Source organism: Streptomyces sp. NPDC127100, assembly GCF_042724095.1.
In the GTDB taxonomy this organism is placed as follows: Bacteria; Actinomycetota; Actinomycetes; order Streptomycetales; family Streptomycetaceae; genus Streptomyces.
This window is the reverse complement of sequence record NZ_JBHXFL010000082.1, coordinates 1-12852: the sequence shown is the minus strand read 5'-3', so window position 1 is coordinate 12852 and position 12852 is coordinate 1. Positions and strand designations below refer to the sequence as shown.

Sequence of the window (12852 nt, the reverse complement as noted above, 5' to 3'; positions counted from 1 at the left end):
CGTGGCGTGGGCCTCGCCCAGCGCGCCGCCGAAGATGCGGAAGTCGTGGGCGTAGACGAAGACCGTGCGGCCCTCCACCGTGCCCCAGCCGGTGACCACACCGTCGGTGTAGGGCTTCTTGGCCTCCAGGCCGAAGCCGCTCGCCCGGTGCCGGCGCAGCTGCTCGACCTCCTGGAAGGACCCGGGATCGACCAGCAGCCCGATCCGCTCGCGCGCGGTCAGCTTGCCCTTGGCGTGCTGCGCCGCCGTCGCCTTCTCGCTCGGCCCGGCCAGCGCCTGGGCACGGATCTCGTGCAGTTCGGCTACTCGCCCGCGCGCGTCCGTCGGCTCACCCGGCGCCTCATCCAAAACGGTCATGTAGCGACTCTACGAAGCCGACCGGCGAAAGCGAGCCGTCGACTCCGTACAGTCTCCGGCGTGTTTTCCTGGTACCCCTGAACAGAACCCTGACGGCATACAGCCGTTTCGACTGTTCAGGGGGCCTGAGCCTTGTAGGGGTCACACAAAGCCGTCAGCTGAGAGTCACCTCACATTCGTGGGTGGTACATACCACCCCTGGAGTGACACGGAGGCTCAGCCGGCGGCCGGTGGCGAGGATCTCGACCGACTCGTCGGCCCTGACGACACCCCCCACCGGATGATCCCAGACGATCTCCAGGGGCGCGCCGGTGCGCGGCGGTTCGCTCACGCAGAGCGTAGCGGTACGGCCCCGGCGGCGGACCAGCACGCTCGCCCCCGCCGTCGCGGTGAGGGGGCCGGCCGTACCGGACCGCCAGAAGTTCGCCGCCGTCACGCCGAGCGAGGGCACGGCGAGGGCCTGGCACAGGTCGTCGTTGGCGAGGACCGTCATCCACCCGCGGTCGGCGGCGCGCCGGGCGACCGCCCGGCGGGAGGCTCCCGGCATGAGGACGTAGACGTACCCGGCGTCGTCCGGGTCCGTGCCGTGGTCCAGCCAGAGCGTCTGCCAGCGTCGGGTGCGGCGCTCGCTGGTGCTGGTGGTGTTGATGTCGGACCAGGCGCCGGTGCGGTCCTCGCGCAGGGTGTGCAGCGGGCCGTCGGGCACGACCCAGCCGCCGTGGCCCTCCAGGTGGGCCCAGTCCCGGCCGCGGGTGAGGGCCTGGGTGCCGCCCTCGCCCAGATTGCGGTTGTCGACGACCGTCTCGACGGGGACGCCGTCCGCGCAGGTGATGCCGGCTCCCAGGCAGACCACGGCGTCGGCCAGGAAGTACCACGACTTGCGGGCCTCCAGGGTGGAGCCGAGCCCTTTGAGGTGCTGGCCGACGGCGGCGTACTCGCCGTCCGTCGCCCCGCCGACCCAGCGCACGTCCGGCTTGGGCTCGCCCCACTCGCCGCCCGCCCGGTCGGGCAGCCGTCGGGTGGAGACCGTGGTGCCGGGCAGGCGGTACCAGTCGACGGTCGGCCAGAACCAGTCGGTGTACTGGTCGGACCGGCTTCCGTCGGCCCACCAGGTGAGCATCCCGGAGCCCGTGTGCCAGCCGCGGGGGTTCTCGCCGTTGCCGCACTCGTAGTGGGCGATGCGGTCGCCGGCCATGGCGAGGCCCGCGGTGAAGGCGGGCCGGCGGTGCACGGCACGGTCCATGGCGGCGAAGAGGTGGTGGCCGGTGGGCTCGGGTGCCGCCGGGACGGGCGAGTCGGCGACGGCCCGCAGCCGGGCCAGGTCGGCCACGCCGAACTGGGGCGCGGTGAGGACGGGCGTGACGGTGTCGCGTGCGATCCAGCCCTTGATCCGCGCGTGCCAGCGGTCGCGCTCGGCCTCGCTCGCCCCGCCCGCCAGGACCGCCATGGCCGCGATGAGCTGCTGCCCGTGGAAGTGGTCGCTGCGCATGACGTGCAGGTCGTCGCTCGCGAGGAGCCCGCGGCTGATGGCACGCCCGTTGACCACGTCCATGACCAGGCCGTCGTGGACGAACGGTGCGTAGGCGCGCTCGACGCTGTCTAGGACGGTCTGCCGGCCCGGGTCGGTGACCTCCCACTCCGACCCGGCGAGCAGGGTGAACAGCCGCCCGAGTCCGTCCAGCATGACCTGGCCGTACGTGCCCGAGTAGGCGACCCAGGTGTGCTGGACGAACGACCCGTCGGCGTAGAGGCCGTCGCCCTCGGTGACGTACGGGAAGACGGGCGAGAGGGCGTCGCGGGCGAGGGCGATCCTGGCGGGGGCGCGGCCCAGGATGCCGCGCAGGGCGACGGAGCGGCACAGGTCGACGCGGTTGGCGCCGGTGGAGGTGCCGGTGTAGTCGCCGAGCATCGCGTCGGGGACGAAGTGGTCGACGGCGGCGCAGGCGGCGGTGACGCGATCGGTGCCGAGGTGCTCGTACAGGGCGGCCGTGATGTCCATGAGCAGGCGCGGGCTGCCGATCTGCCACTCCCACCAGTTGCCGTAGCGGGTGGTGGCGGGGCTGTAGACGGTGGCCGAGAGGTGGTCGAGGCCGCGCAGGATGTCGGCGAGGAGCGTCGCGTCGCCGGTGGAACCGGTGCCCTGCTGGACGTACGCCTGTGTCATGGTCCACAGCCGGCCGTAGCTGAAGGTGATGCCGGCGGGCGGGTCGAAGGGGTGGCCGGCCCACAGTGACGTGGGGGTGGGGGCCAGGGTGGCGCGGAAGGCGCGGGCGCGTTCGCCGGTCTCGGCGAGGCGTGCGGCGTAGGGTTCGGCGGCCGGGTCGTAGCCGGTGCCGAGGGCGATGTCGAGCCAGCGCCGCCGGAGGGTGGCGTAGGGGTCGTCGGCGGCCGCGGCGGGGGCGGTGAGCGCCGGGGCGAGGCCGGCGGCGAGGGCCGCGGCGAGCAGGACGGTGCGGCGGGTGGGAGCGGCGGTGGTCCGGTGGGCATGATGCCACGGAGAGGTCATGTCCATGGCGTCTATCACGTCCGCGACGGAGGCGGAAGCACACCGTCCAGATGATCCTTCCGAGAAACTTCCCGAATGATGTTGAACATTGAACGGAATAGGTCTACGGTCGTTCTCGTTGGAACTGCTTGAACATTCAACGAACGCGACGAACATCAAGGAGAACGTCATGGGCCTCTTCGGCAACAAGTCCGCCGCCCCCGCCGCCACCCCCGCCGCCGCCGTCAACCCGGACCTGGCTGCCCTCACCGGCGACTACGCGATCGACCCGTCGCACACCACGATCGGTTTCGTCGCCCGGCACGCCATGGTCACGAACGTCAAGGGCAAGTTCCTCGACTTCACCGGCACGCTGCACCTGGACGGCTCCGCCCCGGCCGACTCCACGGCGACCCTCGACATCACGATGGACAGCATCGACACCGGGTCCGCCGACCGCGACGGCCACCTGAAGAGCGCGGACTTCTTCAAGACGGACGAGTTCCCCAAGATGACCTTCCGTTCCACCAAGGCGGAGGCCCTCGGCGGGGACGACTACCGCATCACCGGCGACCTGACGATCCTGGGCACCACCAAGCCGATCACCATCGACCTGGAGTTCAACGGCGCCGCCAAGGACCCGTTCGGCAACGAGCGCGTCGGCTTCGAGGGCAAGGCGGAGATCCTGCGCTCCGAGTGGGGCCTGACCTGGAACGCGGCCCTGGAGACGGGTGGCGTCCTGGTGTCCGACAAGATCAAGCTGAACTTCGACGTCTCGGCGATCAAGCAGGCGTGAGCCTCCCCGCCCTCCCGGGGGCGGCGAAGTACACGCCGGCGGCGGCCCGGACCCGATACGGCGGCCGGGCCGGCCGGCCGGCCGTCCTTCGGACCGCGTCGCGGTTCTCCGGCGGAAGCCGGTCACGATCCACCGTGAAAAGCGCTAGCCTGCACTCCGTGAACAGCCCCGAGGCATCCAGACTCCGGCCACCGGTTCTCCGGTGGCCGTTCGTGACGTCGGACTGAGGGGCGCGCTCCGCGCGTACCCGGAGCCGTCGTCGCCATGACCGCCGCCGGACAGCCGTCCGCCGTGTCGTGTTCGACGTCGACTTCCGGGGTGCGGAGTTCCTTCATGCCGTTCGCTCTTCTTCTGCTGGGCCTTGCCGTGTTCGCGCAGGGTACGTCCGAGTTCATGCTGTCCGGGCTGCTTCCGGACATCGCGAGGGACATGCACGTCTCCCTCCCGGCGGCGGGGGCCCTGACCTCCGCCTTCGCGGTGGGAATGCTCGTCGGGGCGCCGCTGATGGCGGGGCTCGCACGGCGGTGGTCCCGGCGCGGGGCCCTGCTCGGTTTCCTCCTCGTCTTCCTCGCCGTCCATGTGGCCGGCGCCGTCACCGACAGCTTCGGGACGCTGCTCGTCACGCGCGTGGCCGGTGCGCTGGCCAACGCCGGATTCCTGGCCGTCGCCCTGGTGACCGCCGTCGGCATGGTGCCGCCCGGCGCCACGGGGCGGGCCACGTCCATGCTGCTGGGCGGGGTGACCCTGGCCTGCGTGTTCGGGGTGCCCGCCGGGGCGCTCCTCGGGCAGGTGTGGGGCTGGCGGTCGGCCTTCTGGGCGGTGGCCCTGCTGTCGGTGCCCGCCGTGGCCGCCGTCGCCCGGTCGGTGCCGGCCGGGGCCGCCGATGCCGCCGCTCCCCCGCTGCGGGGCGAGCTGGGGGCCCTGCGCAGCCCGCGTCTGCTGGGCACGCTGGCGCTGGGCGCCCTGGTGAACGGGGCGACCTTCTGCACGTTCACCTACCTCGCGCCCCTGACCACCGAGGTCGGCGGGCTGGACGACGCGTGGACGCCCGGGGTGCTCGCGCTGTTCGGTGCCGGGTCGTTCGCCGGGGCCGCCGCGGCCGGACGGTTCGCCGACCGGCATCCGGGGCCGGTGGTGACGGCGGGCGGGGCCGCGCTGTGCGCCGGGTGGGCGGCACTCGCGCTCGGTGCCGGGCACGCGGTCCTCGCGCTCGGGCTCGTCTTCGTGCAGGGGGCCCTGTCCTTCGGCGTGGGCTCCACGCTGATCTCGCAGGTCCTCTACGCCGCGCCGGGCGCCCCCACGCTGGCCGGCGGCTTCGCGACGGCCGCGTTCAACGTCGGCGCCGCGCTGGGCCCGTGGGCCGGGGGCGCGGCGATCGGCGCGGGATACGGCCACCGTTCGCCGGTGTGGGTGAGCGCGGGGCTCGCGGCGGCCGCCGTCGCGCTCGCCCTCGCGGCCCCCGCCGCCGGCGCGGCCCGGGCGTGGCGCACGACGCGGGCCTGACCGGGGCACCACCGGCCGGCTCGCGGCGGGGGCGGCTGTCTCAGAAGCCCCCGCCGAAGTCCCCTCCGCCGCCGAAGTCGCCGCCGCCGAAACCGTCCCCGAAACCGCCGCCGAAGTCGCCGGGGTCGAAGTCGCCGCCGGACACGTCACCTCCGCCGTACCCGCCGAAGTCGCCGTACCCGGCGCCGTAGTCGGCCGCGTAGGTGGGGGTGGCCATCATGCTGCCCAGCATCGTGCCGACCAGCAGGCCGGGCAGGATGCCGCCGCCGAAGTAGCCGCCCGCCCAGGGGCCGTAGGCCGGGCCCGCGTCCCAGTACGGGCGGCGGCCGTAGTCGGTGTCCACCTCGCGGACCATGGGGTCCCGGCCGTCGGACAGGCGGGTCCGGTCGGCCGCGCAGACCGGCACCTCACGGGTGACGCCGCCCGGCGGGGTCCAGGTCGCGTCGGCCACGGACGGACCGTGGCGCGGGTCGAAGAAGCAGGGCGGGCGGCGCTCCGGCAGGGGCCTGCCGGCTCGGCGGGCGGAGAGCTGCGCGAGGGAGAAGCGGCCGTCCTCCAGGGCTTCGGTGACGGCCCGTACGTCCTCCGGCCGGCGGGCGTCCGCCATGGACGTCTTCGCCTGGTCGTAGGCGTCCAGGGAGCGTTCGTAGTCGGCGCGCATCGCGTCGTCCGCGCCGGGCTCGGCGGGGTGGAAGTCCAGGCGGTCGAGTTCCTCGCCGAACGCCGTGATGTCCTCGTCGACCACCACCCGCAGCCGCTCCAGCGCGGCCCGCTGCTCCTGCTCGCGGCGGTGCCGGTTGCGCCGCACCACCGCGTAGGCGCCCGCGCCGCCGACCACCACGACCGCGCCGGCGCCGATCAGGGCTCCGGTCGAGACGGTGGAGCCGCCCGAGTCCCAGGACGCCGGGGCGGAGCCGCGCACGCTGCGCAGCGCGTCGTCGACGAAGTCGTTGAGCTGGGCCTTGGGATCGCCGGCGCCCTGTACGGCCGTCACCAGGTTGTTCACGCCCTGGCGGCTGAGCACGCTGCTGTCGGCGCGCGCGTCGAAGCGGTCGCCGAGACGGACGCCGTACAGGCCGGTGATGCCGGTCTCCGTGCGGAGGTTCTGGAAGAGGTTCTGCGTCGGGTAGTCCGCGGGCAGGACCGCCACGAAGACCGGCTCGTCCGCGCTCTTGATCTTGTCGGCGAGCGACTCGGCGTCCGCCTTGGACAGCAGGTCGGAGGCGGCCGGATCCACGTACACGGGACTTTCGCGCAGGGCCGCGCCGATCTCGGACACGTCCGTGGCCGCGTGGGCGCCGGGCGCGCCGGCCATCAGCACCGCGAGGGCGGCGACGACCGGCACGACCAGCAGGCGTATGAGGACTTGCGTACGGGCGCCCTTCATACGTTCGAAAGTACCCGAATCCTCATCAATGAGACATCGGTGAGGGGAGGGAAGGCCTCGCTCACCGGGCCGGTGCGACGCCGGCCCGCAGCAGGCCGTACGTGTACGCGTCCTCCAGTGCCTGCCAGGAGGCGGCGATGACGTTGTCCGCGACGCCGACCGTGGACCACTCGCCCGTCCCGTCGGACGTGGAGATGAGGACCCGGGTCGTGGACTGGGTACCCTGCACGCCCTCCAGGATGCGGACCTTGTAGTCGACGAGGCCGAGCTTGGCGAGCTCCGGGTAGATCTTCTCCAGGGCGACGCGCAGGGCGCGGTCCAGGGCGTTGACCGGGCCGTTGCCCTCGGCCGTGGCGACGATGCGCTCGCCCTTGGCCCACAGCTTCACGGTGGCCTCGTTGGCGTGGGTGCCGTCGGGGCGGTCCTCGACGATCGCGCGCCAGGACTCGACCTCGAAGTACTCCAGCCGCCTGCCCTCGGCCTCCGCGCGCAGCAGCAGTTCGAAGCTCGCGTCCGCGGCCTCGTACGTGTAGCCCTTGAGCTCGCGCTCCTTCACCCGCTCGACGACCCGGCCGACCAGTTCCCGGTCGCCGCCGAGGTCGATGCCGAGTTCCTTGCCCTTGAGCTCGATGGAGGCGCGGCCGGCCATGTCGGAGACCAGCATGCGCATGGTGTTGCCGACCAGCTCGGGGTCGATGTGCTGGTACAGGTCCGGGTCGACCTTGATCGCGGAGGCGTGCAGGCCGGCCTTGTGCGCGAAGGCGGAGACGCCGACGTAGGGCTGGTGGGTGGAGGGGGTGAGGTTGACGACCTCGGCGATGGCGTGGGAGATCCGCGTCATCTCGCGCAGGCGTCCCTCGGGCAGCACCCGCTTGCCGTACTTCAGCTCGAGGGCGGCCACGACGGGGAACAGGTTGGCGTTGCCGACGCGCTCGCCGTAGCCGTTCGCCGTGCACTGGACGTGGGTCGCGCCCGCGTCGACCGCCGCGAGGGTGTTGGCGACCGCGCACCCGGTGTCGTCCTGGGCGTGGATGCCGAGCCGGGCGCCGGTGTCGGCCAGCACCGTGGCGACCACGGCCTGGATCTGGGCGGGGAGCATGCCGCCGTTGGTGTCGCACAGGACGACGACGTCGGCGCCCGCTCCGGAGGCGGCGCGGACGACGGCCTTCGCGTACTCGGCGTTGGCGCGGTAGCCGTCGAAGAAGTGCTCGCAGTCGACGAAGACCCGGCGGCCCTGGGCCTTCAGGTGGGACACCGTGTCCGCGACCATGGCCAGGTTCTCGTCGAGCGTGGTGCGCAGCGCCAGTTCGACGTGCCGGTCGTGGGACTTGGCGACCAGCGTGATCACCTGGGCGCCGGACTCGAGCAGCGCCCTGACCTGCGGGTCCTCGGCGGCCGTCGTTCCGGCGCGGCGGGTGGAACCGAAGGCGACCAGCTGGGCGTGCCGGAAGTCGATCTCCTGCTGGGCGCGGGCGAAGAACTCGGTGTCGCGCGGGTTCGCGCCCGGCCAGCCGCCCTCGATGAAGCCCACGCCGAAGTCGTCCAGGTGCCGGGCGATGGCCAGCTTGTCCGCGACCGTGAGGTTGATGCCCTCCCGCTGCGCGCCGTCGCGCAGGGTGGTGTCGAAGACGTGGAACGAATCGTCGAGTTCGCTGGTTGCGGTCATGATCTGAAGGCTCCTGTTGGGGATCTCGGTCTACCGGAATGACCGGCTCCACCGTCCGTCTATGATCCCTCGCGCTCTCTTCCCGGCTTCGGGTGGGCCAGGAAAACGAAAAACCTCTCGCGGGTGCGAGAGGTCTGCGCGCGGGTCGAGGACGACGGTGTCCACCCGTACCTGGTCGTACGTGGTGGTCACTGCGGACCGGCGCGCCTGCTGCCAATAATCATGGCGAACGAGAGCACGGCGGCAGTCTGGCACAGTCCGTCCGCCTTCTCACCGTCCGTCTCAGGATGCGAGCGGGGCCCGTCCGCGTCACGGCTCCGCGTAGAGGCCCTCGGCGACGAACTCCCCCACGTGCGCGAGGACCTGGGCCCGGTCCGTGCCGCGCAGCCCGATGGCCACGTGGATGGCGAAGCCGTCGAGGAGGGCGCGCAGGCGGGCCGCGAACCGGTCGGGGTCGACGGGGCGGAACTCGCCGCGCGAGACGCCCTCGGCGAGCAGGGCGACCAGGTCGCGGTGCCAGGCGCCCTCGATGGCGGCCTGCCGGTCGCGGGCGTCGGATTCGACGGCAGCGCTCTGCGAGCGGTTCCACACCTCCAGCCACAGCGTCCAGTGCGGGTCGCGGTGGCCGTCGGGCACGTACAGGTCGACGTAGGCGGCGAGGCGTTCGCGGACCGGGCCGGTCCGGGTGAGCAGGCGGGCGCGCTCCGCGCCGAGGCGGCCCTCGCTCCACTCCAGGGTGCGCAGCAGCAGCTCGTCCTTGGAGTGGAAGTAGTACAGGAGGTGGCCGCTGCTCATGCCGACCTCGCGGCCGAGCGCCGCCATGGTGAGCTTCTCCAGGCCGCGCTCGGCGATCATCTCCATGGCGGCGGCGAGCACGTCCTCCCGCGGCGGGGCCTGTCTGCGCCCACCACCGGTCATGTCGCGCTCCTAGATCCTCGGCTGCTGCTGCGTGATGCAGTGGATGCCTCCGCCGCCCGCGAAGATCGTACGCGCGTCCACGAGGGTCACCGTGCGGCCCGGGTGGAGGCGGCGGAGGATGCCGGCCGCGATCTCGTCGCGCGGGTCGTCGAAGGCGCACAGGACGACGCCGCCGTTGCAGAGGTAGTGGTTGATGTAGGAGTAGTCGGCCCAGTGGCCGTCGGCCTCCAGGACGGTCGGGGCGGGGATCTCGACGACCTCGAGGGCGCGGCCGCGGGCGTCGGTGGCCGCGCGCAGGACGCCGATGGCCTCCTTGGTGACCTCGTGGTCGGGGTGGGCCGGGTCGGGCTGGTGGTGGGCGACGACGACGCCCGGGGCGGCGAAGGCGGCGACGATGTCGACGTGACCGAGGGTGCCGTAGCCGTACGGCGGATAGTCGGAGGTCAGGCCGCGCGGCAGCCAGATCGCCCTGCTGGTGCCGAGGTGGGCGTGGATCTCCGCCTCGACCTCCTCGCGGCTCCGGTGGGGGTTGCGCTCGGGGCCGAGCTGGACGGTCTCGGTGAGCAGCACCGTGCCCTCGCCGTCGACGTGGATGCCGCCGCCCTCGTTGACGAGCGGCGAGCCGTACGTCCGGGCGCCCGCGAGGTCCGCGACGTACGCCCCGATCTTCGCGTCGTGCTCCCAGCGGGCCCAGTCCTGGGCGCCCCAGCCGTTGAAGGTCCAGTCGACGGCGGCCAGCCGGCTCCCGTCGGTGAGGAAGGTGGGGCCGATGTCGCGCATCCAGGCGTCGTCCAGCTCGCGTTCCACCGTCTCGACGCCGTCGCCCAGCAGCGTCCGCGCCTCGGCGGACTGGCCCGGGCCGCACACCACCGTGACCGGCTCGAAGCGGCGCACGGCGCGGGCGACGGACGCCCAGGCGGTGCGGGCGGCGGCCAGGTCGTCCGGGGTGTCGAAGGTGGGGTTGGGGCCGGGCCAGGCCATCCAGGTGCGCTCGTGCGGGGCCCACTCGGGGGGCATGCGGAAACCGTCGGCGGCGGGGGTCGTGGCGGGTGCCTTCACGGGAGCCTTCACAGGAAGTAGAGACGGTTGAGGGAGACGGACTCGGCCGGTTCGGAGCGCAGCGGTTCGCCGTCGAGGGTGACCAGGCCGGTGCGCCGGTCCACGTCGACCTGTCCGGTACGGGAGTTCAGGCGCAGGTCGGCGGGGCCGATGCCGCGGGTGCCGCGCACGGCGACCCTGCGCCGCCGGGTCGGCATGGTGTCGTAACCCTGGTCGAGGGCGGCCCGGGCGACGAAGGCCACCGATATCTCGGCCGGTGTGGCGCCGTGCGCGCCGAACTGCGGGCCGAGGACGAGGGGTTCGCAGGTGTCGGTGGCCGCGTTCGGGTCGCCGACGACGCCGTAGGCCGGGAAGCCGGACTTGAGGACGAGCTGCGGCTTGGCCCCGAAGTACTCCGGGCGCCACAGGACGATGTCGGCGAGCTTGCCGGTCTCGATCGAGCCGACCTCGTGGGACAGGCCGTGGGCGATGGCGGGGTTGATGGTCAGCTTGGCGATGTAGCGCAGGACGCGGTCGTTGTCGTTGTCGTCGTCCGGGGCGCCGAACTCGGCCTTCATCTTGCCGGCCATGGCGAAGGTGCGGCGGACCGTCTCGCCGGCCCGGCCCATGCCCTGGGCGTCGGAGGAGGTGATGCCGATCGCGCCCAGGTCGTGCAGCACGTCCTCGGCGCCCATGGTGCCGGCGCGGATGCGGTCGCGGGCCATGGCGGCGTCGCCCGGCAGGTCGGTCTTGAGGTCGTGGACGGAGACGATCATGCCGTAGTGCTCGGCGACCGCGTCCCGGCCGAAGGGCAGGGTGGGGTTGGTGGAGGAGCCGATGACGTTGGGGACGCCGGCCATCTTCAGCACGTTGGGGACGTGTCCGCCGCCGCAGCCCTCGATGTGGAAGGCGTGGATGGTGCGGCCCTCCAGGACGCGGAGGGTGTCCTCCACGGAGAGGCACTCGTTCAGGCCGTCGCTGTGCAGGGCGACCTGGACGTCGTGCTCCTCGGCGACGCGCAGCGCCGTGTCGAGCGCGCGCGTGTGGGCGCCCATGTCCTCGTGCACCTTGAAGCCGCTCGCCCCGCCCTCGGCCAGGGCCTCCACGAGCGGCGCCTCGTGGGAGGAGGAACCCCGGCCCAGGAAGCCGATGTTGACCGGCCAGGCGTCGAACGCGCCGAACGCGTGCCTCAGCGCCCAGGGCGAGTTGACGCCGACGCCCCAGACCGGGCCGAACTCCTGGCCGATGATCGTCGTCACGCCGGAGGCGAGCGAGGCCTCCATGATGCGCGGGGAGAGCAGGTGGACGTGGGTGTCGACGGCTCCGGCGGTGGCGATGAGGCCCTCGCCGGACACGATGGACGTGCCGGTGCCGACCACGACGTCGACGCCGTCGAGGGTGTCGGGGTTGCCGGCCCGGCCGATGGAGTGGATCCGGCCCTCGCGGATGCCGATGGAGACCTTCCGGATCCCCTGCACGGCGTCGATCACGACGACGTTGCTGATGACGACGTCGCAGGTCTCGCGCACGGCGGCGGCCTTGAGGTGCAGTCCGTCGCGGGCGGTCTTGCCGAAGCCGGCGAGGAACTCGTCACCGTACCGCTGGGCGTCGGACTCGACGCGGATCGTCAGTCCCGAGTCGCCGAGGCGGACGCGGTCACCGGCACGCGGGCCGTGCGTGGCGGCGTAGGCGCGGGGGTCGACGTGGATCGCCTCGCTGATCTCCCGTCCCTTCGAGCGGCTCATCGTTCGCCTCCTTCCGGCGTTTCCTGTACGGCGCCCAGATATCCGCAGGCAGCGGCCCTGCGGAGGGCTTCCTCCTTGGCGCCCGGCGCGTCCAGCGGGCCGTCGACCAGACCGGCGAACCCGATCGCGACGCGGCGCCCGCCGATGGGCACGAGCCCGACCTCGGCGCTCTCCCCCGGCCCGAAGCGGACGGAGGACCCCGCGGGCACGGCCAGGCGCATGCCGTAGGCCCGCCCGCGGTCGAAGTCCAGGCGCGGGTTGGCTTCGAAGAAGTGGAAGTGGGAGGTGACGGAGACCGGGACGGTGGCGGTGTTGGCGACGGTCAGCCGGATCACCGCCTCCGGCTCGGAGTGCCGCGGCCCGGGCAGCAGCGCGCCCGGGGCCCGGTCGCCCAGCCCTCCTCCGATAGGGTCGGAGACCACCGCGAGCCGGGTGCCGTCGTCGAAGACCGCCTCCACGTGGACCTCGGTGACCACGTCGGCGACCCCGGGCAGCACGTCGTCGGGGCCGAGGACGGACCGGGCGCGTTCGACGGCCTCGGCGAGCCGCGCACCGTCGCGGGCGGCCTCGCACACGGTGTCCGCGATCAGGGCGGTCGCTTCCGGCACGTTGAGCCGGAGCCCTCTGGCCCGGCGGGCACGGGCCAGCTCCGCGGCCCCGAAGAGCAGCAGCCGGTCACGTTCCGTGGGAGTCAGTCGCACGCCACGGCACCTCCTTGCGTCTCGCGTTTGAACGACACTCTAAACACGAGACGTGCGGGAGGAAAGGGAGGGGGCCTGAATGACCGAGATAAGTTTGAGTAACGCTCTAATAGGCTGGCCGGGCGGTGGGACGTGCGTAGGGGCGGCACACGCGCCCGGCCCCCCAAAGCGCCCGGCACAGAAAAAGGCACAAGATAAAAAAACCAAACCAGGGCACACCCGGGCGGCCCCGGGAGGAGAGTAGAACGCGGGCCCC

Annotated in this window: 10 protein-coding genes; 2 read left to right on the top strand and 8 right to left on the bottom strand. The window is 72.8% G+C overall.

Going from position 1 to position 12852, the window contains the following annotated elements; all coding sequences use genetic code 11:
- Positions 1-357, bottom strand: a 357-nt coding sequence (locus ACFWJB_RS34855) for a carboxyl transferase domain-containing protein (protein ID WP_385471637.1), incomplete at its 3' end; no start/stop codon positions are given.
- Positions 358-511: 154 nt separating this feature from the next.
- Entirely contained in the window at positions 512-2863 is a 2352-nt protein-coding gene (locus tag ACFWJB_RS34850) for a polysaccharide lyase 8 family protein (protein ID WP_386927298.1), read from the bottom strand.
- Positions 2864-3032: 169 nt separating this feature from the next.
- Between ACFWJB_RS34850 and ACFWJB_RS34845 the strand changes: the two genes are divergently transcribed.
- Both ACFWJB_RS34845 and ACFWJB_RS34840 read left to right on the top strand, forming a co-directional pair.
- A complete protein-coding gene (locus tag ACFWJB_RS34845) occupies positions 3033-3638 on the top strand; it encodes a YceI family protein (protein WP_386927301.1) in 606 nt (201 codons plus the stop codon).
- A 333-nt stretch (positions 3639-3971) separates the two neighbouring features.
- Positions 3972-5141, top strand: a complete 1170-nt coding sequence (locus tag ACFWJB_RS34840; RefSeq protein WP_385471632.1) for a Cmx/CmrA family chloramphenicol efflux MFS transporter — start codon at positions 3972-3974, stop codon at positions 5139-5141.
- Positions 5142-5181: 40 nt separating this feature from the next.
- Here ACFWJB_RS34840 and ACFWJB_RS34835 read toward each other — a convergent pair whose 3' ends face one another.
- The 6 genes from ACFWJB_RS34835 to ureA form a co-directional block, all read right to left on the bottom strand.
- On the bottom strand, positions 5182-6528 hold the full coding sequence (locus ACFWJB_RS34835; RefSeq protein ID WP_386927296.1) for a hypothetical protein: 1347 nt from the start codon (positions 6526-6528) through the stop codon (positions 5182-5184).
- A 61-nt stretch (positions 6529-6589) separates the two neighbouring features.
- Positions 6590-8194, bottom strand: coding sequence for a citramalate synthase (cimA, locus tag ACFWJB_RS34830; RefSeq protein ID WP_386927294.1), 1605 nt, complete (start codon positions 8192-8194; stop codon positions 6590-6592).
- Positions 8195-8503: 309 nt separating this feature from the next.
- The gene (locus ACFWJB_RS34825; RefSeq protein WP_385471624.1) at positions 8504-9112 is read right to left on the bottom strand and encodes a TetR/AcrR family transcriptional regulator; all 609 of its coding nucleotides are present in this window, start codon (positions 9110-9112) and stop codon (positions 8504-8506) included.
- A 9-nt stretch (positions 9113-9121) separates the two neighbouring features.
- Positions 9122-10129: an agmatine/peptidylarginine deiminase gene (locus ACFWJB_RS34820; protein ID WP_385471640.1), complete on the bottom strand. Its 1008-nt coding sequence runs from the start codon at positions 10127-10129 to the stop codon at positions 9122-9124.
- 50 nt (positions 10130-10179) lie between these two features.
- Positions 10180-11895, bottom strand: coding sequence for an urease subunit alpha (locus ACFWJB_RS34815; protein WP_386927291.1), 1716 nt, complete (start codon positions 11893-11895; stop codon positions 10180-10182).
- Positions 11892-12596, bottom strand: coding sequence for an urease subunit gamma (ureA, locus tag ACFWJB_RS34810; RefSeq protein WP_385471618.1), 705 nt, complete (start codon positions 12594-12596; stop codon positions 11892-11894). The genes ACFWJB_RS34815 and ureA overlap by 4 nt, the downstream gene beginning before the upstream one ends.
- Positions 12597-12852 lie beyond the last annotated feature (256 nt).